This is a genomic window from Burkholderia sp. 8Y (assembly GCF_902506145.1).
GTDB lineage: Bacteria > Pseudomonadota > Gammaproteobacteria > Burkholderiales > Burkholderiaceae > Caballeronia.
On sequence record NZ_LR733519.1, the window covers coordinates 1,951,497 to 1,973,946 of the forward strand.

The following is a 22,450-nucleotide window of genomic DNA, read 5'->3' on the forward strand; positions in this document are numbered from 1 at the left end:
GGCATGCATTCGCTAGCTGAGACGACGATGCGAATATTGGCCGCAAGAAGAAGCACGGTATTCTTTGACGCTGTCCCGGTTCCTTGCCCGCCACGCGCACCTATGACCCGACCTCCCGCATCCGGCACCGCGTCAGTCTCTCAGTCCACGCGGCGGCTACCCGCCCGCTCAACGCGTCTTTTCGCCGGACTCATCGCGTTCAACGTGGCCGCATGGCTGTGGGCGCTCATCGCGTTTCGTCACTATCCGCTGCTCATGGGCACGTCGCTGCTCGCGTATTCGCTCGGGCTTCGCCATGCGGTCGATGCAGACCATATCGCGGCCATCGATAACGTCACACGCAAGCTGATGCAGCAGGGCAAGCGTCCGCTTTCGGTCGGCATCTACTTCTCGCTCGGGCATTCGACCGTCGTCATGCTCGCGACCGCGCTGATCGCCGCGACCGCGCTCGCCGTGCAGTCGCGGTTCGCGGCGTTTCGCGAGATCGGCGCATTCATCGGCACGTCGGTCTCCGTGTTTTTCCTGTTCGCCATCGCCGCGATGAACCTCGTCGTGCTGCGCGGCGTGTGGCGTGCGTTCCGGCGCGCGCGTCGCGGCGACGCCTTGAAGGAAGACGATGCGAACATGCTCGTCGTCGGCGGCGGGCCGCTCGCGCGCATCGCGCGGCCGCTTTTCAAGCTGATCGGCACGAGCTGGCACATGTATCCGCTGGGCTTTCTGTTCGGCCTCGGCTTCGATACCGCGACCGAAATCGGGCTCATGGGCATTGCCGCGTCCGAAGCGGCGCGCGGCATGCCGGTATGGTCGATCCTCGTGTTCCCGGTGCTCTTCGCCGCCGGCATGTCCCTGATCGATACCGCCGACAGCCTGCTGATGGTCGGCGCCTACGGCTGGGCGTTCATGAAGCCGGTCCGCAAGCTCTACTACAACCTGACCGTGACGCTGGCGTCGGTGGTGATCGCGATGTTTGTCGGCAGCGTGGAGGCGCTCGGCCTGCTCGCGGACCGCCTGCAACTGAAAGGCGGCCTCTGGGATCTCGCCGCGCGCCTGTCGGACCATTTCGGCGCGCTCGGCTACGCGGTGATCGGCCTCTTCGCCGCGTGCTGGCTGGGGTCGGCGCTGCTCTACAAGTGGCGCGGCTACGATGCCGCCGACGACGCGCTCGACTCGGGCATCGCGCGCTAGCTTTCTCACGCCGGCTTTCGCGCCGGCTTTCGTTCTCCTGATGCGGGCATCGTTTCTGCTGTCCATGTGCGCCTGCCGCTCATCGGTTCCCGCATCGAGCGGCCTACACGGAGAACACATCATGGCAGATACGCAGGACGCCTCGCGCGAGGGCGGTTCCGCAGGCGCGGACTCACCGAATCTCGACGATGCACAACGGGAACAGGCGGCCAAGCATTCGACGCCGCATGCGCTCGTCATTCACGAAATCGTGCGGGAGGAAGGCGAGGCCGCGATGGAGCGGACCTTCGGCGCATTGATGTGGTCCGGGCTGGCCGCGGGGCTATCGATGGGCTTCTCGTTTCTCGTCCAGTCGATACTGGAAAGCGCGCTGCCCGAGACGCACTGGAGCAGTCTCATCGCGAGCCTGGGCTATACCATCGGCTTCGTGTTCGTCATTCTCGGACGGCAGCAGTTGTTCACCGAAAGCACGCTGACGGCGGTGCTGCCCGTCCTCACGCGCCGCGACATGAAGACGGTCGGCAAGACGCTGCGCCTGTGGATCATCGTGCTGGTGTTCAATCTGATCGGAACGGCGATCTTCGCGGGCCTGCTGCAACTTCCCGGCGTGTTCTCGCCGGAAGTCACCGAAGCGCTTGCCAAGGTCGCGAAGGCGCCGTACGCAGGCAGCTTCGGCGTGACGGTCGCGCGGGCGCTTTTCGCCGGCTGGCTGATCGCGTTGATGGTCTGGCTGCTGCCGAGCGCGCGGTCGGCGCGTTTGCTGACGATCCTGCTCGTCACCTACACGGTCGCGGTCGCCAAGCTCTCGCACGTGATCGCGGGCTCCGTCGAAGCGGCCTACGCGGTCATGTCGGGCGCGGCCAGCGTCTCGCAGTACTTCCTCGTTTTCCTCGTGCCGACGCTCATCGGCAATATTCTCGGCGGCGTGTCGCTCGTCGCGATCGTCAATCACGCGGCCATCGCGCCGGAGATCAACGGCACGCCGCAGAACGCCGATTGAGGGCGGAGTGCGGCGCGGCGCGCGTTACTTGTTGTTGCCCGCGCCCGTGCCGTACAGACCGTTGTTGAAGCCGCCCGCGCCGTTCGTCGAGTGCTCCTTGCCGACGGTCGGGCCGCGCGACTTGCCTGCGGCGTCCTTCGACTGCGGCTTTTGCGTCTCGTGCACCGCGACGCCGGACGGGTTGGCGCGCGCGGTCGAGTCGGACGTGCGGTTTTCCTGCTGATCCGAGCCTTCCGGCTTCGTGATCTGCGCGCTGGCGCAAGTGCTGAATCCGGCGGCGAATCCCGCGAGCAGCGTGGCGGCCATTCGAGTGCGTAAAGCGGACATGACGTCTCCAGGCAGTTCGGAAAAAGAAAGCCGAGCACGAACGATGCCTGAGGACAGCCTGTGCGATGTCGGGTTCGCCGGACTCGCCGGCGAAGCTGCGCGCCCGCCCGGCAGAACCGTTGCGAGCGAAGAACGTCGCGCGCCTGGCGCGAATGGCGAAAGCGGCGGTCAGGCCGCTTTCGCCCAAAGCCTGTTGGTCGACCTTTTGCGGCCGCCGCCGTCGCGTGGATTGCTTTGAACCGCATCGAGCGCAACGCGCAGTGCTTCGATGCGCTGCTTCTGCGCGGGCACGAGCGCGTAGCCACTGACCACGGCCGTGAGGCGTTCGCGCCAGTATTCCACGTTGAGCGTGCCGGACGACTGGTTGTTCATCGTGCGAAGCTGCGCCACGGCGCGCTCGATGTGTTGGAGTTCGATGTCCGCCATCGCCGAGGGCAGCAGGCTGCCCTTGGTCTCGCCTTTCTTCTTCTTCATTAGTGGTCTTCCTCTCAGCCGCACGGCTCAACGCTGCATGGACGTTGCGCGTCGTGCGGGCACCCCGTTCACCCGCGCGTTTTCTGTTGAAACGTCACGGGCGGCCCTTGCTCATTTTCTGAATTGTTCGTCGCGACCGGCAGGCGTGATCCGCAGTCTTGTATCTGCGGCTGCCAACGGTACGACCGTTGACAAAAATGTACGCAAAGGGGGCCTGTTGCCTCCGTCTGTCATCGCACATTTTTGAGAGAGCTCGGGCGGCTTTCGATGCTGCGCCGCGCCACGCACGAGCGAAGCGCAAGGCGACGCGTTCAGTCGGTGTCGTCGGAAGAGGACTTGCGCGTGGATGGCTGAGCGCGCTTACCGCTGCGTCCGATTTGCGCTTCCATCGCTTCGTCGAGCTTGCTCACCTTGCGCGGCTTGGCGGGCTCGCGGGCGTTGACGAACGCGATGAAGTCGTCCATCGGCAGCGGGTCGCAGAGCTTGGCGGTGCCTTGCGCCGAACGCTCGACCAGATAGAAGAAGCCGCCCGGCATGCTCACGGCCGCGTAGTGCGGATTGCCGGTGCGCGTCTTGAGCCGTTCGACGGCGCTGATGGCTCGTGTCGAGCGCATGATGCTAGCCTCGCGCGGTCAGGGCGCGCACTTCTTGCCCGCGCCTTCGATCCACATGTTCGACACGTGGCGCTCGCCGGGGTAGAAGCGGTAGGTGGTCTCGCCGTTGTCGTAGCGGACCTTGACGACGTTCGAGTCGCCGAATTCGAGCATCGTGCCTTGCGGAATCGGCGTTTGCTTGTAGGTCGCGTTGTGCTTTTTCGCTTCGTCGGTGATGCATTGCACGATGCTCGCGACCTCGTTGTGCGTCGATGCGGCTTCGACTTCGGGCTGGCCGGCGTCTTCGTTATGAAAGCGGCCGCAAGCGGCGATGAGCAGGGGCAGCGCGAGGGCCGCGACGAGTTTCTTCATGATCTTCCCGGTCGTGAGGGTGTCGAATCGAACGCTCCATGAGAGCTCCATTAGAGCACAGCGTCTTTACAGTTCGGACGGCTCCCGGCGTTCGGCGCAACGACGAAGGCAGCAACGTCCGCGCCCGCACGCGGCGCGTGCGTCGGCGGACGTCTTCGCTCAGGCTTGGCTCAAACGCAACTCAGGCGTCCGGCGGCACGCCGAGCAGCGGCAGCGTGGCCCCGACGATGCCCGAGAACACCGGCCCGGCGACGGTCCCGCCGTAGTACGCGCCGCCCGACGGCTCGTCGATCATCACGGCGACGATCACGCGCGGATCGCTCATCGGCGCGATACCGACGAACGACGCGCGATACTTGTTCACCGCATATGCGCGCCCGATCTGCTTGCGCGCCGTGCCCGTCTTGCCGCCCACGCGATAGCCGTCGACCGCGGCGGCGCGTCCGGTGCCGTTCGGTCCCATCGCCATTTCGAGCATGTCGCGCACGGCGGCGGCCGTCGCCGGCTGGACCACCGGCGTGCTCGCGCGGCGCTTTTCGCCGTGGATGAGCGTGGCCGCGTGGAAGCGCCCGTCGCCGGCATACGCCGTGTAGATCTGCGCGATCTGCAGGAGCGAGAGCGACAGGCCGTAGCCGTAGGCCATCGTCGCCTGTTCGATCGGCTTCCAGCGTTCGGGCGCGCGCAGCCGTCCCGTGGCCGCGCCCGGAAACGTCAGTTCCGGCGCCTGACCGATGCCGTACTCGCGGTACTTGTCCCAGATGGTCCGCGCAGGAATCTTCAGCGCGAGCTTCGTCAGCGCGACGTTGCTCGACATCTGCACGGCCTCGGCCACCGTGATGACGCCATGATTCGACGTATCGTGAATCACGTTCGGCCCGATCTTCAGCGTGCCGGGGTTCGTGTCGATGCGCGTATCCGGCCTCACGTGACCGAGGTCGATGGCGAGCGCGGCCACGAGCGGCTTGATGGTCGAGCCGGGCTCGAACGTATCGGTGAGCGCGCGGTTGCGAAGCTGCTCGCCGGTAAGACGGCGGCGGTCGTTGGGATCGAAGCTCGGGTAATTCGCCAGCGCCAGCACTTCACCGTTTTTCGCGTCCAGCACGACGACGCTGCCCGCGCGCGCCCGATGTTTCGCGATGGCCGCCTTCAGTTGCGAATGCGCGAGCTGCTGAATGCGCCGGTCGATCGTCAGGCGGATCGTCTCGCCGTTTTGCGGCATCGCCGTCTCGCCGATCTGCGAAACGACGCGCCCCAGCCGGTCGCGGATCACTTCGCGCTGGCCGGCGGCACCCGCGAGGCGCGCATCGGCGGCAAGCTCGATGCCTTCCTGACCGCGATCCTCGTTATCCGTGAAGCCGACGACATGCGCCGCCGCTTCGCCTTCCGGATAGAAGCGTTTCGTGTCGGGCACGAGCGTGATGCCCGCGCGACCGATCTCCGCGATTCGCTCGGCCGTCTGCGCATCGACCTGGCGCTTGAGCAGCACGAAGCGGCGATTCGTCTCGATGCGGCGCGTCAGTTCCTCAGCCGGAAAGCCCAGCCCTGTCGCGATGTCGCCGGTGCGGGCGGCGTCGAGGAGCTTCGGGCTCGCCCAGACTTCGTAGGTGGCGAGGCTGACGGCGAGCATCGCGCCATGCCGGTCCACGATGCGCCCGCGCGTGGCATCGAGCGCGAGCGTTCGCTGATAGCGTTTCTGTCCTTCGCCGATATAGAACGCGTGATCGACGACTTGCACCCACAGCGCGCGCCCGGCCAGCGCGAGAAACGCGGCGGTCACGCCCGCGAGGACGAACGTCGAGCGCCACGCCGGCAGCCGTTGCGCGAGCATGGCGCTGCGATGATGCGTATGGAAATCGCGGCCACCGCGCGTCTTTTTCTTGAACATCGTTGCGATGCGTCAGGCAGGATCAGACTGCGCGAGGCGCGCGAGCGCCGCGTCGAGCTCGGACGACGCGATGGCGCCGTCCGCATCCGGCAGACGAATGCCGATATCCTCGCTCAACACGCGCCGGAGCTCTTCGACGCTTGCGAGTTCGCGATGCGTGGTGCCGTCGCGCTCGTCGTGCATGGACAGGCGCCCGTTGAAAAGACCGTAGCGGCGTCCCGGCGCGAGCCGCGCAGCCAGCAGGTTATGCACGAAAATCGACTGCGGATACGTGGACACGAAGTAATTCGACATCTCGTAGTCGATGTCATATTGCGGATCGAAGTCGAAGCGGTAGATGGCGGTCCACGTTCCGTCGATGAGCGCCTCCATTCGATAGTGCGGCAGGCCCGCATCCCAGTCGATGCGCTGCAGCCTGAACGCGCCATGCGGCGTGATCTGCTCCAGACCGCCTTGAAGCGCGAGCGGCGCGGAAAGCGTCATGCCGCCGAAGCCGACATCGGCGACGAATGCGCCTTCGTCCAGCTCCACGACGAGCAGCATGTGCGTGCGCGGCGGCATGACCGACGCATCGCGGCCCCACAGCACGCGGCCCGCGTAGCTTTTCACGCGGAAACCCAGTGCTTCGAGTACGCTGCGAAAAAGCAGGTTGTGTTCATAGCAGTAACCGCCGCGCCGGTTCGTGACGAGCTTGCGCTGAATGGAAGCGGGATCGATGCGGACCGGCCGCCCGAGCAGCACGTCGAGATTCTCGAACGGTATCGCCTGCGGATGCAGCAGATGCAGCGCGCGCAGCGTGTCGAGCGTGGGCGCGGGCCGGTCGCCGCCGCCGAAGCCGATTCGCGCGAAGTAGGCGGGCAGATCGATGAGCGTGTCGTGTGGAGTCATGTCGAGGTTGGCCTTGGGGCTGCGAAGTCGCGCAAGCATTCTACGACACGGCAAGCCGAAAATTACAGATAGCCTACGAACGAAGCAAAGCGCCGTAAGAAGCGATGCGCGATTGAACTGTGCCGCATTGCCCGAGGTCTTTCCAGTTTCCGCTCAACGGATGAGGACACCCACGTCATGCCGAACGATGCAGACCAAAGCAGTCAGGCAAGTGCTTCGAACCCGCCTTCAGCGTCGCCCGCAGCGAGGCGCCGCGCGCCTCCCTGCACACTCGTGATCTTCGGTGCGGGCGGCGATCTCACGCGGCGGCTTCTGATGCCCGCGCTCTACAACCTGTCCGCCGACGGTCTGCTCGACGACGACATGCCCATCATCGGCGTCAATCACGGCGCGCGCGAGACGTCCGAGTGGCGCGACGAGCTCACCGAGTCGCTGCGGAAATTCGCCGCCGACAAGGCCAGCACGTTCCACACGTCGAAGCTGGACGAAGACGCCTGGAACCGCGTCGCGCAAAAGCTCGAATACTTCGCGGGCGAGTTCGACGACGACGACACCTTCGCGCGGCTCAAAAAGCGGCTCGCCGAGTCGAAGGCGCGCAATGTCGTTTTCTATCTGGCCGTGGGCGCGCGCTTCTTCGCGCCGATCGCCGAACATCTCGGGCGCGCCGGTCTGCTGGAAGAGAAAGACGGCGCATTCAGACGGCTTGTCATCGAAAAGCCGTTCGGCACCGACCTCGCTTCCGCGCAGGCGCTCAACCGCTGCATTCTCACGTACGCGCAGGAATCGCAGATCTATCGCATCGACCATTTTCTCGGCAAGGACACGGTGCAGAGCATTCTCGCGGTGCGCTTCGCCAACGCCATGTTCGAGCCAGTGTGGCGGCGCGAATACATCGATCACGTGCAGATCACGGCGTCGGAGACGATCGGCGTGGAAGGGCGCGGCAGCTTCTACGAGCAGACCGGCGCATTCCGCGACATGGTGCCGAACCATCTCTTCCAGTTGCTCGGCATGGTGGCGATGGAGCCGCCCAATTCCTTCGACGCCGAAAGCGTGCGCGACAAGAAAGCCGAAGTCTTCGACGCGATGAAGCCGCTCTCCACCGAGGACGTGGTGTTCGGGCAATATGAGGCCGGTGCGGCGGGACCGGGCTATCGCGAAGAGCCGGGCGTCGCGAAGGACAGCCGCACGGAGACGTACGCGGCGGCGCGCGTCTTCATCGAGAACTGGCGCTGGGCGGGCGTTCCGTTCTATCTGCGCACCGGCAAGCGGCTGACGGAGCGCCGCACGGAGATTTCGGTGCAACTGAAGGCGGTGCCGTTCAGGCTGTTCCGGGACACGCCCGTCGATGCGCTGACGCCGAACGTCTTCACGCTGCGCATCGATCCCGCGCACGGCACGACGTTCGACTTCAACGTCAAGGTGCCGGGCCCCGTGATGCAAATAGGCGCGGTGCGCTCGGCGTTCGATTACGGCGACTTCTTCGCGGAACGCGCGAACGTCGGCTATGAAACGCTGCTCTACGACTGCATGCTCGGCGACGAAACGCTGTTCCAGCGCGCCGACAGCATCGAGACGGCATGGGCGGCGGTGGATCGCGTGCTGCATCCGGATGGCGAACTGCCCGTGCATGGCTACGCGGCGGGCAGCGCAGGCCCGCAGGAAGCGGACCGGTTGCTGGCCGAGGACGGCCGGGCGTGGCGTCCGCTAACCGATAACCGCAAGAAGAACTGAACCCTGGACATCGACGATGACAAGCGTGAGCACGGAAACCAGAACCAAGCAAAGACGGCATGCGAGCACTGCGAAGGGCGCGGTGAAGGCGGACCGCATTCTCGCGATCGATATCGGCGGAACGGGGTTGAAGGCCGCCGTGCTGTCCGAAGACGGCGAGATGAAAAGCGAGCGCGTGCGCGTGCCGACGCCCAAGCCCGCGATGCCCGACGTGGTGGTGGATACGCTCATCGCGCTCGTGCAGCCGATAGTCGCCGAGCCGCCGACGCATATTTCCATCGGCTTTCCCGGCGTGGTGCGCGATAACGTCGTGCTGACCGCGCCGAATCTCGGCAACGAATACTGGAAACGGGTGCCGCTCGCGGACCTGATTTCGCAGCGTCTCGGCGGCATGCCCGCGCGCATGATCAACGATGCCGAAATGCAGGGGCTCGCGGCCATCGAAGGACACGGTATCGAATTCGTGCTGACGCTCGGCACGGGCGCAGGCACCGCGCTCTTTCGCGACGGCGAACTCATGCCGCATCTGGAACTCGCGCACCATCCGGTGTCGAAGAGCCGCACGTATGACGAATATATCGGCAACGCGGCGCGCGAGAAGGCCGGCAACAAGCGGTGGAACCGGCGCGTCGAGAAGGTGATCGGCATTCTCGACACGCTGGTCAATTTCGACAAGCTGTGGATCGGCGGGGGCAACGCCGCGCACCTGACTTTCGAGTTGCCGCCGAACGTGGCGGTCGTAGCGAACGCGGCGGGCATCGAGGGCGGCGCGAAGCTGTGGCATCCGCGCTCCGTTCGCGAGAGTCGCCAGCTTACTGACTTCAATCAGCGCGAGGGAGCGCCTTCATGAACGCCAATGGCCAATTCGGTTTGCACAGCGTGAACGGCGACGGCGCCGCCGCATTCGAGGCGCTCGCGCAAGTCGATCTCGTCGTCTCGGACTGCGACGGCACGCTGCTCCATACCGACAAGTCGATCAGCGAGGCCGCGAAGGACGCGGTGCGGCGTCTGCGGCAAGCGGGCGTCGAGTTCACGGTCGCGAGCAGCCGCCCGGGGGCGGGGATGCGCACTATCGTGGAGACGCTCGGCGTCGACATGCCGTATGCGTCGTATAACGGCGGCAATCTGGTTCAGCCGGGCACGTGGGAAGTGCTCGCCGCGCACAAGCTGCCGCGCGATGCCGTGCAGACGTCGCTGGAGGCGCTCGCGTCGGCGGGCGTGGATGCGTGGGTGTTCGTCGGCGACGTGTGGTATCTGACCAATCCCGATGGCGCCTACGTGCCGCGCGAACGGCGCACGGTTGGCTACGACGGCGTGGTGGTGCAGCGTTTCGACGATGTCGACCTCGATGCCGTCGACAAGATCGTCGGCTCGACGGCGGACGCGCCGCTGCTCGAACGCGTTGAAGCGCAGTTGCAGACGCGCTTGGAAGGGCGCGCGAACGCGGCGCGCTCGCAGAGCTATTACCTCGACATTACGCATCTGCTCGCGAACAAGGGCGACGCGGTGCGCGAACTCGCGAAGCGCAAGAACGTGCCGCTCGAGCGCGTGGCCGTGCTCGGCGACATGACCAACGATATCGCGATGTTCGAGATTGCGGGGACGTCGATCGCCATGGGCCAGGCGTCGGAGGCGGTGCAGCGACGCGCGAGCCTCGTCTCGTCGACGAACGATGAGGATGGATTTGCGGTGGGAATCAGCGCGCTCTTGTCGGCGCGTGGCGCATAGCAGAAATGGCAGCGCCGCCCGGCTCGCGCTGGCGAGCCGCGCTGGCGCGCGGACGGATTAGCGCCGGCGCATCGGCGCGCGTGCCCCGCCGCCGCCGCTTGCGCGTTCGTCCTTATGACGAAAGTTGATACGGCCCTTCGTCATGTCGTAGACCGACATTTCGAGCGTCACGCGGTCGCCGGCCAGAATGCGGATGTGGTTCTTGCGCATGCGGCCCGAGGCGTAACAGCCCACGACCACACCGTTGTCCAGCGTCACGCGATAGCGGCTGTCGGGAAGCACTTCGTCAACGATACCGTCGAGTTCGATAAGTTCTTCTTTCGCCATTTGAGCTCCTGTTAAGTAATTGTGAGTGCCGCGCCCGCCGTTCGAGGCCACGTAATGCCAGCCACGCAAGGCCACGCAGCGACATTCGCGATTGTCGGCGGGCGACGGTGCCAAGAGGGCATCGTCGCTGCAACGCGTCGGTAGCGAAGTCAGGCGTGGTTCGGCGCGCTCGAACGAAGAAACGCGCCGCGTCTTGCTTTCAGGCTCGTGGCGAGCTTGACGGCAGTGGCCGCAACGACAGGACGCGCCTCGAAGCGGCAAGTCCTTGGCCGGCATGACCGGGACGGCGACGCCGGCGCGATGTGAGGCTTCGACCCGGATTCAGGGCGATGCCGCGAGTGCCGACGTGCGGTGTGATGCGGTGAATGGGTCTGCTGTGACTGGCAGGTGCGGTCAGAAAGCCGGAATACAAGCTACTGAGGAGGCACTGAGGCTGCGTCGCGACAGAGTCCGTTTAGACAGAGGAAACCGCACAAAAGTTCCTTGCGCGATGCCCGGCGAGTGGTGCTTGTTTTGATGCGACTAATCGCATCGAACCCGTATTATAACCACCCGGCCTTCTTGAAGCGCCAAAAGAGCGCGATATCGACCAGCAACATCACGCCGATGCACGCCGGATAGCCATACGCCCAGTCCAGTTCCGGTATCCGATGGAAGTTCATGCCGTAGATGCCCGCGATCATCGTCGGCACGGCGAACAGGGCGGCGAACGAGCCGAGGCGCTTCGTGACTTCGCTTTCCGCGAGCGCAATCAGACCGAGGTTGACCTGAATCGCGGTGACGATCATTTCCCGGCGGCCTTCGATCGTCTTCACGATGCGCAGCAGGTGGTCGTAGACGTCGCGGAAGTATTCCTGCATGCCCGCGCACACGCCCGGCGGCCGCCCGCCGTACAGCTTGCTCACGGCTTCGAGCAGCGGCGCCGTGTGATGCTGCATGAGGGTCATGCGGCGCTTGAGGGAATACAGGTCTTCGATGATCTCGCGCGACGCCGCCGAGCCGTTGCGCTCGAAGATGCGCTCTTCCACTTCGTCGAGCGCCGCGCCGAGTGTTTCGAGCACCGGAAAATAGCGGTCGACGACGGCATCGAGCAACGCGTACATCACGAAGGCCGGACCGTGCTTGAGCAACTGTGGCTCGCGCTCGCAGCGTTTGCGCACTTCCTGGAACCCTTGCGTGGCGCGGTTACGCACGGAGATCACGTAGTTGCGCCCGACGAACACGTTCATTTCGCCGACGAGCAGCTCGCCTTCTTCGTCGAACTCGACGGTATGGATCACGGCAAAGAGCGAATCGCCGTACTCCTCGATCTTCGGCCGCTGATGCCCATGCTGCGCGTCCTCGACGGCCAGTTCGTGCAGGCCGAACTGATGCGCCATGTGCGCGAGTTCGCCGGGACCGGGCTCCTTCAACGCGACCCAGATGAACGAGTCGGGCAGATCGCGGTACGCATTGATATCGTCGATTTGCACGTCCGCGAGCTTTCGGCCGTTCTGATAGGCCGCGCAATTGACCAGCATGGGGCGCCTTGTAATTTCGATGTGATCGGCCACGCGCCTTTTGAAAGATGCACGACGGGCGCGGCCGCGCGGACTTCACCGTTGAAATCTTAGCGGATCGCGACGCGCCGCGCGCCCGGTATTCGCACGGGCGAGCGGCATCTCGCGCGGGGCTCAGTTCGCCGTGTAATCGAGCTGCGGGAGGACTTCGGGAACGGGCAGGGCGACGACGGTCGACTGCATCGCGTCGAGCTTGGTCAGCTTGCCTTCCACCGTCGCGCCGACGTCCATGCGCAGTTTCTGATAGTAGATGTTGCCCTGCACGTGCGCGTTCGACTGCAACTCGACGAAGTGCGCGACCGTCACGTCGCCGACCACGCGGCCGTTGATGATGACATCGTACGCGCTGACGTTGCCGTGAATCGCGCCCTGATCGCTCAGGACGAGCAGCGATTCATCGCCCGGGCGGCCCGTGACGTTGCCCGTCACCTGACCGTCCATGCGCAGCCCTTCGCTGAATTCGAGGTCGCCCGAAATATGCACGTTCTGCGCGATGAGGGTGGAGAGCTTGGCCGGCTTGACGCTTTGTGCGTCTTTCTTCGATGAAAACATGGCGATTCCTTGCGATGCGATAAAGGGTGACTTCCGGCGATCACGCGCAGCGGCGTGCCCGGTCGGTCGGATGAATCAACGTTGCTTCTTCATGAAAGCGAGGTCGGTCTGCAGCCGCTCGATCTGCGCGGCGCTTTGCACGGCACGCTGTTCGAGCGCGGCGCGCGCCGCCGTTTCCTGTTCGAGCGCGAACTGCGCATGCGCCAACTGGTCGCGCAGCGTCTGTTCGGACACGGGCGGCGCGCAAAGCACATCCAGCTTGCGCGCCTGTTCGTGCGAGGTCTTCAACGCGTAACCGGCCGCGGCCAGCGCGCCGATCGCGCAGATCGCCGCCATCGCGCCGGGGAGATACGCGGCGCTGCGCTTGGGCGTGAGCGAATACGTATGCTGGGTCAGCTTCAGCGACATCCGCTTCGAATCAGCCTTGCGCATTGGGTTTTTGCCTGAAGAGCGTGAGATAGGGCTTCGGATTGAGCTGCGCGCCGCCGACGATCACTTCGAAGTGCAGATGCGGCCCGGTCGAGCGGCCCGTCGAGCCGACCTCAGCGACTTCATCGCCCGGCATCACGTACTGGCCTTCCGTCACGAGAATGCGCGACGCGTGTCCGTACCGCGTCACCATGCCGTTGCCGTGGCGAATATCCACGGCGTTGCCGTAACCGTTGCGCTCGCCCGCCTGGATCACGCGCCCGCCCGCGCTCGCGAGAATCGGCGTGCCGGTCGGCGCGACGAGGTCCAGCCCCGGATGAAAACTGACGTGCCCGGTGAACGGATCGATGCGGTTGCCGTAAGGCGAGCCGAAGTGCGAGCCGGGCGCGGGATCGCGGCCCGGAAACGCCATGTACGCGGTGTAATGCGCGATGGCCTGGCCTTGCACTTGCGAGAGCGTGTCGCTCAGGCACCCGATGACCTTCTTCGCGCGCTCGAGGCGCTGCGCGGGCGTGCCATCCTGCCCGCGCGCCGAGTCGCAGAGGCGCGGCGGCAGTTCGGGACCGCCCGCGCCGTCGAGCGAAGTCGCGGGCCCTTCGGTGTCGGGCAGCGGCGGCACGTCATGGACGCCGGAGGCGGTGCCCGTGCCGGGCGCGGCCTTCAGCCGGTTATCGAAATCGCGCAGTTCGCCGATCTGCGCCGACAGCGCCGCGACGCGCGGCACGAGCGAGCCGATATCGGCGTCGATGCGCCCGAGTTGCTCGATCTCGTAAGAGCGGCGCGACACGAACGCCTGCTCCTCGCCGAGATGACTGCGCGCGAACGTCGTGCCAATGGCGATGCCGAGCGCAAGCGCGGCGATCAGCAGCGCGATCAGCCCGATGACGGCGATGGTGCGAGCCGTGCGCGCTTCGACGAAGCGCACGCGCTGGCTCGACACGGAACGTCTTGACCAGATGACGAACGACATCAGCGGACGGCGCGCAGTGTGCCGGCGCACGCGGCCGGACAGGGTTGAATTAGGCTAAAGCTCAATCGATTCAAGTAGAAGCAGCGCCGCGACGGACGGCGCGATGGAACGGGCCGGCGAATATGCCGCACGACGTCCGGTGCGCCGACATGTAGTCGGGATGGCGAATTAAATTAATACGAAGCCAGCGCGAACAAGCCGGATGGCGATGCGGGACTGCATCGCCGGAAAGCGGCATTAAAACACCTGTGCGCGCTAACAACGTCAAAAAGGTTCAAAGCGTTCCGAGCACGTGTTCAGGATGGCTTGACGTCCACCCAGCCGATGTCGGGCGCGTCGCCCAGAAGAAACGCTTGGTTGAGTTCCGCCGCCGCGCGCAGATAGTCCCAGACGGCGGTGATGCGCCGCAGCCGGCGCAAGTCTTCGCGACACGAGAGGAAGAAGGCGCGCGTCACGACGATCTCGTCGGGCAGCACAGGCACCAGCCGCGCATCGGGCGACGCCATGAAGCACGGCAGGATGGCGAGCGCGCGCCCCTGAAGCGCGGCGTGATACTGCGCGATTGCGCTCGTGCTGCGCCAGCGCGACACCGCGCCCGGCACCGCGCGCTCCAGATACAGCAGTTCGTGACTGAACGCGAGGTCGTCGATATAACTTGCGAAGCGATGCTCGCGCAGATCGTCTTTCGCGCGGATCGGCGCGTGCGCGTCGAGATAGCCGCGCGTCGCGTAGAGCTTCAGCCGGTAATCGCAGAGCTTGGTGTAGACGTACTGCCCTTGCTCGGGGCGTTCGAGCGTCACCGCGATATCCGCCTCGCGCTTGGACAAGCTCACGAAGTGCGGCACCGGCAGCAGGTCGATGGAAATGTTCGGATGCGCGTCCTGAAAGCGCGCGAGATGCGGCGCGAGAAAGAAGCAGCCGAAGCCTTCGGTCGAACCGACGCGCACGTGCCCCGACAACGCATGTCCCGTGTTGGCGATCTGCTCGGCGGCGGATTGCACCGTCGTTTCCATCGCATCGACGAAACCGAGCAGGCGCTGGCCTTCCGCAGTCAGCACGAAGCCGCCGCTGCGCGACTTGTCGAAGAGCAGCGTGCCGAGCGCATCTTCGAGCGCGCGCACGCGCCGCGCGACAGTCGTGTAATCGACGCCCAGGCGCTTGGCCGCGCCGCTCGCGCGCTGCGTGCGCGCCACTTCGAGGAAATAGCGCAGATCGTCCCAGTTCAGTTTGGCGGCGTCGAACTTCGTGCCTTTTTGCATATCGGTCGGGTGTTTTTCTAGTGCCAAGGCGGACTTTTGCATAACTATACTCAAAGGCACGAGCCTGCCGGATAGCGGGCCGATACCTGAAACGGAGACGACATGCCTTTCCCCCCGACGCTTTGCCCGCGTCGCGCCCGCGCGTCTTCGCTCCTTCTTCCGCACCGTTCCCATCGAGGAGTCATTCGTGAATATCGTTGCTGAACATCCGGCGCAGGGTGCTCGACCCGGCGCGTCCGCGCGCACGGCCAAACTGCTGATCGACGGCGAGTTCGTCGAGTCGAAATCGGGCGAATGGCGCGACATCGTCAATCCGGCGACGCAGGAAGTCGTCGGCCGCGTGCCGTTCGCGACCGCAGACGAGGTGAACGCGGCGGTCGCCGCCGCGCAGAAGGCGTTCGAGACGTGGCGCACGACGCCGCTCGGCACGCGCATGCGGCTCATGCTCCGCTTTCAGGATTTGATTCGCCAGAACATGAAGCGCATCGCGCAGACGCTGACCGCCGAGCAGGGCAAGACGCTCGCGGACGCGGAGGGCGATATTTTTCGCGGCCTCGAAGTGGTGGAACACGCGTGCGGCATCGGCACGCTGCAACAGGGCGAGTTCGCGGAGAACGTCGCGGGCGGCGTCGATACCTACACGCTGCGCCAGCCGATCGGCGTCTGCGCGGGCATCACGCCATTCAATTTCCCCGCGATGATCCCGCTCTGGATGTTCCCGATGGCGATCGTCTGCGGCAACACCTTCGTGCTGAAGCCGTCGGAGCAGGACCCGCTGTCGACCATGGAACTCGTCGAGCTGGCGATGGAAGCCGGCGTGCCGCCGGGCGTGCTCAACGTCGTGCATGGCGGCAAGGATGTGGTCGATGCGCTCTGCACGCACGCCGATATCAAGGCGGTGTCCTTCGTCGGCTCGACGGCGGTCGGCACGCACGTCTACAACCTCGCGAGCCAGCACGGCAAGCGCGTCCAGTCGATGATGGGCGCGAAGAATCACGCCGTCGTGCTTCCCGACGCCAACAAGGAGCAGACGCTCAACGCACTTGCCGGCGCGGGCTTCGGCGCGGCGGGGCAGCGTTGCATGGCGACGTCGGTCGTCGTGCTCGTGGGCGCGTCGAAGGACTGGCTGCCGGATCTCGTCGAACGGGCGCGCTCGCTGAAGGTCGACGCGGGCACGGAGCCGGGCGCGGACCTCGGGCCGGTCGTGTCGCGCGCGGCGAAGGAGAGGATTCTCGGCATGATCGCGAAGGGCGTGGAAGAGGGCGCGACGCTCGCGCTCGACGGGCGCGACATCATCGTGACCGGCTACGAGAACGGCAACTTCATCGGCCCGACCGTGTTCTCGGACGTGACGACGGACATGGCGATCTACCAGACCGAGATTTTCGGGCCGGTGCTGTGCGTGGTGGAAGCGGCGACGCTCGATGACGCGATCGCGCTCGTCAACCGCAATCCGATGGGCAACGGCGTCGGTCTCTTCACGCAAAGCGGCGCGGCGGCGCGCAAGTTCCAGAGCGAAATCGACATCGGGCAGGTCGGCATCAACATCCCGATTCCGGTGCCGGTGCCGTCGTTCAGCTTTACGGGATCGCGCGGCTCGAAGCTCGGCGATCTCGGTCCCTACGGCAAGCAGGTCGTGCAGTTCTATACGCAGACGAAGACGGTGACGTCGCGCTGGTTCGACGACGCCACCGTAAACGACGTCGTCAATACGACGATTTCGCTCCGATAACCACGAGGAGACACGCGATGCGAATCGGTTTTATCGGCCTCGGCCACATGGGCGGCCCGATGGCCGCGAATCTGCTGAAGGCCGGCCACGCGGTGACGGCCTTCGATTTGTCGCCGCCCGCGCTCGACGCGGCGAAGGCGGCGGGCGCGACGCTCGCGGGTTCGCCGCGCGTGGCGTCCGAAGGGGCGGAAGTGGTCATCACCATGCTGCCCGCCGCGCCGCACGTCAAAGCCGTCTATCTGAACGACGACGGCGTGCTGGCAGGCGTCGGCGCGGGCGTGCCGCTCATCGACAGCAGCACGATCGATCCGGCCACGGCGAAGCTCATCGGCGAGGCGGCGGCGGCGCACGGCAACCCGTTCGCGGACGCGCCGGTATCGGGCGGCGTGGTCGGCGCGCAGGCGGGCACGCTCACGTTCATGGTCGGCGCGGACGAGGCGCTCTTCGAAACGCTGCGGCCGGTGCTCTCGAGCTTGGGCAAGAACATGGTGCGCTGCGGCGAAACCGGCACCGGACAGATCGCGAAGATCTGCAATAACCTGTTGCTCGGCATCTCGATGATTGGCGTCGCCGAAGCGATGAAGCTCGGCGAGACGCTCGGCATCGACCCTGCGAAGCTCGCGAGCATCATCAACACATCGACGGGGCGCTGCTGGAGTTCGGATACGTGTAATCCCTATCCCGGCATCGTGGAGACCGCGCCGGCATCGCGTGAGTACAGCGGCGGCTTCGGCGCGGACCTCATGCTGAAGGATCTCGGCCTCGCCGTCGATGCCGCGCGCGGCGCAAAACAGCCTGTTTTCATGGGCGCGATTGCACAGCAGCTTTACCAATCGATGAGCCAGCAGGGTCTCGGCGGACTGGATTTTTCAGGCATCATCAAGCTGTACGGCAAGCACTGAACGGGATATTCGGCACGCACGTGCGTGCCGGATCGAATGCCCGCCATAACTGCTTTATTAAGTTGCACTGCACAATGCGTCGCGCTGCGGCTTATCCGGCGGAGTCATCGGGATTACGATGATTCGCTTTCCCAAAAAATGTCCTATTCTGAAAGCACGACGCGCGTGTGCCGTTCAATCCACTCAGGTGAAAACGGTGTCGCGCGCGCCTCCGAGGCAAGCCGACGAGCCCGGTCTTTCGGGCGATCAGATGAGGAGCACGCGATGCAAGTAACACGTCATTTGAATATGGAACTGCGGCATGCCACGATGCCGACTTACGTAGCCAGCTATTTCTTTCCGTTGCTGCTTTTGGCATACGAAGCCTGGCGAGTGGGATCCTGGGTCGCGGTGAATGGCTTCAACTTCATGAACTTCAACGCGATGGGCTACGAGTTCGCGCTGATGATCGCCGTGTTCGCCATGCAGGTCATCGTGGAAATCGCGTTCCTCGCGGGGGCCGTGCTGACGCGGCATAAAGATGTCGGCCACCGGCTGGCGAATCTGTCGCTCGGTATCTTCTGCTCGATGGTCGTGCTCGGCTTCGACCTTGCGCTGCAATATGGTTTGAGCGGAAGCTGATTCGGCGGCGCTGGGTTAGCAACGTCCATAAACGCAAAGGCCGGCTGTTTTCACAGCCGGCCTTTGCGTTTTACGAGCGACGTCGTTCTAACAGCCTGCCGCGCTCGCGAGACCCGGCGGTTTCGCGGCGCGCTCGGCGTACCACTTGTCGCTCGCGTCTCTAAGCGCCGTGCGCAACCCTTCCTCGACGACAGGATGGTAGAACGGCAGCTTCAGCACGTCGTCGAGCGTCAGGTCGAGCTGGATCGCCCACGCGAGCAAATGTCCCACATGCTCCATCGCCGGGCCGCAGCCTTGCGCGCCGCGCAGCCTGCCGCTTTTCGCGTCGGCATAGACGTGAAGCAAGCCGCGGTTTTGCCGCATCACGCGGCTGCGTCCTTGCGTGTCGAACGACACGGCGCCCGTCACCGTCATCTGCTTGTCGAGCGATTCGTACGATGCGCCGACGATCACGACCTGCGGTTCGCAGAACACGATCGAGAACGGAACCTTGCGCTTGACCCGCTGCACGTTCGGGAAACGCGCGGCGTTTTCGCCGGCGAGCTTGCCTTCGTCGGCGGCATCCTGAAGCCACGGGCGCGTGCCGTCGCAGTCGCCCGCGATGAAGATCGCGCTGCCGCCGCATTGCATCGTCGATTCGTCGAAACGCGGCACGCCCTTGTCGTTCAGTTCGATGCCCGCGTGTTCGAGCGCGAGCGGCTTCAGATTCGGCGCGCGGCCGGTCGCGGCGAGCACGAGGTCGAACTGTTCCGTGCGCGTGGCGCCGTCGCGCGACTTGAAGCGCAGCGTCGGGCGGCCGTCTTCCAGCGACATCTGTTCGATATCGGCGTCGGGATCGAGATAGAACTCGTCGGCGAGCGCCGCCGTGAGCGCGTCGCGCACGGGCGTGTCCGACAGCGCGGCGACGTTGCCGCCGTTGCCGAACATGAAGACTTCCACCGACAGTCTCGACAGCGCCTGTCCCAATTCCAGCGAGAGCGGCCCTGTGCCGAACACGGCGATGCGCTTGGGCAGCGTGCGCAGTTCAAAGAGATCGTCGCTCGTGATCAGCTTGTCGCCGAAGACCTTGAACTCGTCCGGAACGCTCGGCGCCGCGCCCGTCGCGATGACCACGCTTTTCGCCTCGACCCGTGTTGCCTCGCCGACGAGCAGCCGTCCCGGCGCCTCGAAGCGCGCTTGTCCGCGCAGAATCGAACGGTCCGGGAACGCCTCCGTTTCCTCGATGACGCCGCGCACGAAGTGATCGCGCTCGCGGCGCACGTAGTCCATGACGCACGCGGAGTCGGTTTTCAGCGCATGCGTGCCTTCGATGCCGCGCGCCGCGAGCGAGCGGGCGTCGTGCAGGCCGTTCGCGGCGGCCACGAGCAGCTTCGACGGCATGCAGCCGACGCGGGCGCACGTCGTCCCGAGTTCGCCGCCTTCGATGAGCACCGCGTTCGCGCCCGCATCGCGTGCCGCGCGAAACGCGGCCATGCCCGCCGTGCCCGCGCCGATCACGGCAACATCCACTTCGATCGTGTTCATGGCGAGTCAGCCGTTATCGGCGAAACCGGGATACAGCGTCATGCCGCCATCGACGAAAAGCGTGGTGCCGACCACGTAATCGCTTTCGTCCGACGCGAGCCAGACGGCCGCGCGCCCGATATCGTCGACTTCGCCGATCCGCCCGTACGGCACGAGCGTCAGCAGCCGGTCGAGCGCCTCCTTCGAATCCCATGCGTCCTGATTGATCGGCGTGCGGATCGCGCCGGGCGCGATCGAATTGACGCGGATGCGCTGCGGCGCGACTTCCTGCGCGAGGGATTTCATCAGCATCTGAATGCCGCCTTTGGACGAAGCGTAATTCACATGCCCCGCCCACGGAATCACTTCGTGCACGGAACTCATGCAGATGATTTTGCCGAGCGCCTTCGAAACGGGGCGCGGCCCGCGCCGCAGGAATTCGCGCACCGCGCGCTGCGCCGTGAGGAATTGCCCGGTGAGATTCGTGTCGATGACCTTGCGCCACTGGGCGAGCGTCATGTCGGCGAACTTCGCGTCCTGCTGCAAGCCCGAATTGGCGACGACGATATCCACCGTGCCGTAGCGTTTCACGACGGCGTCGAACATGGCGTCGATGGCGTGTTCGTCGGAAACGTCGGCGCCGACGGCGAAGGCCTCGCCGCCGAGCGCCGCGATTTCGGCGGCCAGCTTCTCAGCCGGCTCGCCGTGCGAGTGGTAGTTGATGGCGACGTGCGCGCCGGCGTCCGCCAGCGCCTTCGCGACGCCCGCGCCGATGCCGGAACTGCCGCCGGTCACGAGCGCGATCTGGCCTGCCAGGGCTTTTTGCATGAGCCTTCCTGATGTCGGTTGAATGGCTAGCGGCGGCAGCAAGGTGCGCGCCCGGCGTTCTGGGAACCACTCAGACGCTGAGCAATTGCCGGTAGACCTCGGCGTAGCGTTGCGCCGCCGTTTCCCAGCCGAAGTTCTGGCTCATCGCGCGCTTGACGACCGTCTTCCATTCCGTGCGCCGCCCCTTGAGCGCGAACGCACGGCGGACCGCCGCGACGATGCCCGCGCGCTGGAAATGCTCGAAGACGAAGCCGGTGGCCGTGTCGTCCGCGAGATTCTCCAGCGAACAATCGACGACCGTATCCGCGAGACCGCCGACGCAATGCACGAGCGGCAACGAACCGTAGGCGAGCGCGTACAGCTGCGTGAGCCCGCACGGCTCGAAACGCGAGGGCACCATCACGACGTCGCTGCCCGCGATGATCGAATGCGAAAGGGTTTCGTCGAAACCCAGTTCGACCGCGACCGCGCCCGGATGCGCCGCCGCCGCGTTCTTGAGGCCGGTCTCGAGCGCCGGGTCGCCGGTGCCGAGCACGACGAGTTGCCCCCCGTGCCGCACGATCTCCGGCACCGCCGAAAGCAGCAGATCGATGCCTTTCTGTTCCGTGAGCCGGCTGACGACGCCGAAGAGCAGCGCGTCGTCGTCGCGCGCGAGTCCCATGCGCTCCTGTAGCGCCGTCTTGCACTTGCTCTTGCCGGCGGGCTTGACAGCGGTATAGCGGGCAGCGATGGCGTCGTCGACGGCGGGGCTCCAGATCGTATAGTCGACGCCGTTCAGGATGCCGCTGATGTCGTGCGTGCGCGCTTGCAGCAGGCCGTGCAGACCTGCGCCCTGCGCTTGCGTCTGGATTTCGCGGGCGTACGTCGGGCTGACGGTCGTGATGCGGTCCGCGTAATACAGGCCGGCCTTGAGAAACGACGTCTGCCCATAGAACTCGACGCCTTCCACCGCGAAGAAATCCGGCGGCAACTGCAGCACGCCGAACTGCGACGCCGGAAAGACGCCCTGATACGCGAGGTTGTGCACGGTCATCACGCTCGGCACGCGCGGCGCGCCCGTGCGCTCGAACGCGCGCAGATACGCTGGCGCGAGACCGGCGTGCCAGTCGTGCGCGTGGACGATATGCGGCCGCCACGCGGGATCGGCGCCCATCGCGATTCGCGCGGCGCTCCAGCCGAGCAGCGCGAAGCGGCGGTCGCTGTCCGCGTACGGCTTGTGCGACGCGTCCAGATACGGATTGCCCGGACGGTCATAGAACTGATCGGCGCGCACGACATAGACCACGACGCCGTGCGGCTGCAACACGCCGCGTTCGAGCCGCACGTCGTTCGCGCCGAACGCGGCGCCGAGACCCGCCACCGGCTCGATATCGGTGAGGCCCGCGAGCACGGCGGGGAAGCCCGGCAGCACGACGCGCACGTCCGCGCCCAGTTGCGATTGCGCGGGCGGCAGGGCGCCGACTACATCGGCGAGGCCGCCGGTTTTGAGAAGCGGAAACATCTCTGCTGCGACATGCAGCACGCATACGGTCATCGGCGCTCCTGTTGATCATGGGTTGACTTTGTTATCAGGCCAGTGGCG

General features: G+C 65.5%; 23 protein-coding genes. 8 read left to right on the forward strand and 15 right to left on the reverse strand.

Features of this window, described 5'->3' with window-relative positions; genetic code table 11:
• Positions 1–102: 102 nt before the first annotated feature.
• The gene (locus tag GV035_RS08720; RefSeq protein ID WP_159834541.1) at positions 103–1,185 is read left to right on the forward strand and encodes a HoxN/HupN/NixA family nickel/cobalt transporter; all 1,083 of its coding nucleotides are present in this window, start codon (positions 103–105) and stop codon (positions 1,183–1,185) included.
• A gap of 121 nt (positions 1,186–1,306) precedes the next feature.
• Positions 1,307–2,185: a formate/nitrite transporter family protein gene (locus GV035_RS08725; protein WP_159834542.1), complete on the forward strand. Its 879-nt coding sequence runs from the start codon at positions 1,307–1,309 to the stop codon at positions 2,183–2,185.
• Between the two features lie 24 nt (positions 2,186–2,209).
• On the opposite strand, the gene GV035_RS08730 is transcribed toward GV035_RS08725, so the two are convergent.
• The 6 genes from GV035_RS08730 to GV035_RS08755 form a co-directional block, all read right to left on the reverse strand.
• A complete protein-coding gene (locus tag GV035_RS08730; protein ID WP_236572496.1) occupies positions 2,210–2,512 on the reverse strand; it encodes a beta-xylosidase in 303 nt (100 codons plus the stop codon).
• A 168-nt stretch (positions 2,513–2,680) separates the two neighbouring features.
• A complete protein-coding gene (locus GV035_RS08735; RefSeq protein WP_159834543.1) occupies positions 2,681–2,986 on the reverse strand; it encodes a hypothetical protein in 306 nt (101 codons plus the stop codon).
• 311 nt (positions 2,987–3,297) lie between these two features.
• Complete coding sequence (locus GV035_RS08740) at positions 3,298–3,600, reverse strand: hypothetical protein (RefSeq protein WP_159834544.1); 303 nt, start codon at positions 3,598–3,600, stop codon at positions 3,298–3,300.
• 18 nt (positions 3,601–3,618) lie between these two features.
• A complete protein-coding gene (locus GV035_RS08745; RefSeq protein WP_159834545.1) occupies positions 3,619–3,951 on the reverse strand; it encodes a hypothetical protein in 333 nt (110 codons plus the stop codon).
• Between the two features lie 181 nt (positions 3,952–4,132).
• Positions 4,133–5,836, reverse strand: a complete 1,704-nt coding sequence (locus GV035_RS08750; protein ID WP_159834546.1) for a peptidoglycan D,D-transpeptidase FtsI family protein — start codon at positions 5,834–5,836, stop codon at positions 4,133–4,135.
• 12 nt (positions 5,837–5,848) lie between these two features.
• Positions 5,849–6,724, reverse strand: coding sequence for an arylamine N-acetyltransferase family protein (locus GV035_RS08755; protein WP_159834547.1), 876 nt, complete (start codon positions 6,722–6,724; stop codon positions 5,849–5,851).
• 177 nt (positions 6,725–6,901) lie between these two features.
• On the opposite strand from GV035_RS08755, the gene zwf reads away from it, so the two are divergent.
• The 3 genes from zwf to GV035_RS08770 are packed head-to-tail and all read left to right on the forward strand — an operon-like array spanning position 6,902 to position 10,186.
• Positions 6,902–8,458, forward strand: a complete 1,557-nt coding sequence (gene zwf / locus GV035_RS08760; protein ID WP_159834548.1) for a glucose-6-phosphate dehydrogenase — start codon at positions 6,902–6,904, stop codon at positions 8,456–8,458.
• A gap of 16 nt (positions 8,459–8,474) precedes the next feature.
• Complete coding sequence (locus tag GV035_RS08765; protein ID WP_159834549.1) at positions 8,475–9,308, forward strand: ROK family protein; 834 nt, start codon at positions 8,475–8,477, stop codon at positions 9,306–9,308.
• Entirely contained in the window at positions 9,305–10,186 is an 882-nt protein-coding gene (locus tag GV035_RS08770) for an HAD family hydrolase (RefSeq protein WP_159834550.1), read from the forward strand. Before GV035_RS08765 ends, GV035_RS08770 begins: the two co-directional genes overlap by 4 nt.
• A 57-nt stretch (positions 10,187–10,243) precedes the next feature.
• Here the strand turns inward: GV035_RS08770 and infA are convergent, their stop codons facing one another.
• The 6 genes from infA to GV035_RS08800 form a co-directional block, all read right to left on the reverse strand.
• Positions 10,244–10,513, reverse strand: a complete 270-nt coding sequence (gene infA / locus GV035_RS08775; RefSeq protein WP_159834551.1) for a translation initiation factor IF-1 — start codon at positions 10,511–10,513, stop codon at positions 10,244–10,246.
• Between the two features lie 542 nt (positions 10,514–11,055).
• Complete coding sequence (corA, locus tag GV035_RS08780) at positions 11,056–12,033, reverse strand: magnesium/cobalt transporter CorA (protein WP_159834552.1); 978 nt, start codon at positions 12,031–12,033, stop codon at positions 11,056–11,058.
• Positions 12,034–12,186: 153 nt separating this feature from the next.
• Positions 12,187–12,624, reverse strand: a complete 438-nt coding sequence (locus GV035_RS08785; protein WP_159834553.1) for a bactofilin family protein — start codon at positions 12,622–12,624, stop codon at positions 12,187–12,189.
• Between the two features lie 75 nt (positions 12,625–12,699).
• On the reverse strand, positions 12,700–13,056 hold the full coding sequence (locus GV035_RS08790; RefSeq protein WP_159834554.1) for a hypothetical protein: 357 nt from the start codon (positions 13,054–13,056) through the stop codon (positions 12,700–12,702).
• Positions 13,043–13,993 (reverse strand): M23 family metallopeptidase, encoded by a 951-nt coding sequence (locus GV035_RS08795; protein ID WP_328698910.1) that lies wholly within the window; start codon positions 13,991–13,993, stop codon positions 13,043–13,045. The genes GV035_RS08790 and GV035_RS08795 overlap by 14 nt, the downstream gene beginning before the upstream one ends.
• A gap of 326 nt (positions 13,994–14,319) precedes the next feature.
• A complete protein-coding gene (locus tag GV035_RS08800) occupies positions 14,320–15,282 on the reverse strand; it encodes a LysR family transcriptional regulator (RefSeq protein ID WP_159834556.1) in 963 nt (320 codons plus the stop codon).
• A 187-nt stretch (positions 15,283–15,469) separates the two neighbouring features.
• Here GV035_RS08800 and GV035_RS08805 point away from each other — a divergent pair, with 187 nt between their 5' ends.
• From GV035_RS08805 to GV035_RS08815, 3 genes are all read left to right on the forward strand, one after another.
• A complete protein-coding gene (locus tag GV035_RS08805; protein WP_159834557.1) occupies positions 15,470–17,014 on the forward strand; it encodes a CoA-acylating methylmalonate-semialdehyde dehydrogenase in 1,545 nt (514 codons plus the stop codon).
• 17 nt (positions 17,015–17,031) lie between these two features.
• On the forward strand, positions 17,032–17,916 hold the full coding sequence (gene mmsB / locus GV035_RS08810; protein WP_159834558.1) for a 3-hydroxyisobutyrate dehydrogenase: 885 nt from the start codon (positions 17,032–17,034) through the stop codon (positions 17,914–17,916).
• Between the two features lie 264 nt (positions 17,917–18,180).
• Positions 18,181–18,537: a hypothetical protein gene (locus GV035_RS08815; RefSeq protein ID WP_201303936.1), complete on the forward strand. Its 357-nt coding sequence runs from the start codon at positions 18,181–18,183 to the stop codon at positions 18,535–18,537.
• 87 nt (positions 18,538–18,624) lie between these two features.
• Here GV035_RS08815 and GV035_RS08820 read toward each other — a convergent pair whose 3' ends face one another.
• The 3 genes from GV035_RS08820 to glgA all read right to left on the reverse strand — a co-directional run bounded on the left by GV035_RS08820 (position 18,625) and on the right by glgA (position 22,402).
• On the reverse strand, positions 18,625–20,061 hold the full coding sequence (locus GV035_RS08820; protein WP_159834559.1) for a dihydrolipoyl dehydrogenase: 1,437 nt from the start codon (positions 20,059–20,061) through the stop codon (positions 18,625–18,627).
• A 6-nt stretch (positions 20,062–20,067) separates the two neighbouring features.
• On the reverse strand, positions 20,068–20,868 hold the full coding sequence (locus tag GV035_RS08825) for an SDR family oxidoreductase (protein ID WP_159834560.1): 801 nt from the start codon (positions 20,866–20,868) through the stop codon (positions 20,068–20,070).
• Between the two features lie 70 nt (positions 20,869–20,938).
• A complete protein-coding gene (gene glgA, locus GV035_RS08830; protein ID WP_159834561.1) occupies positions 20,939–22,402 on the reverse strand; it encodes a glycogen synthase GlgA in 1,464 nt (487 codons plus the stop codon).
• Positions 22,403–22,450: the final 48 nt, after the last annotated feature.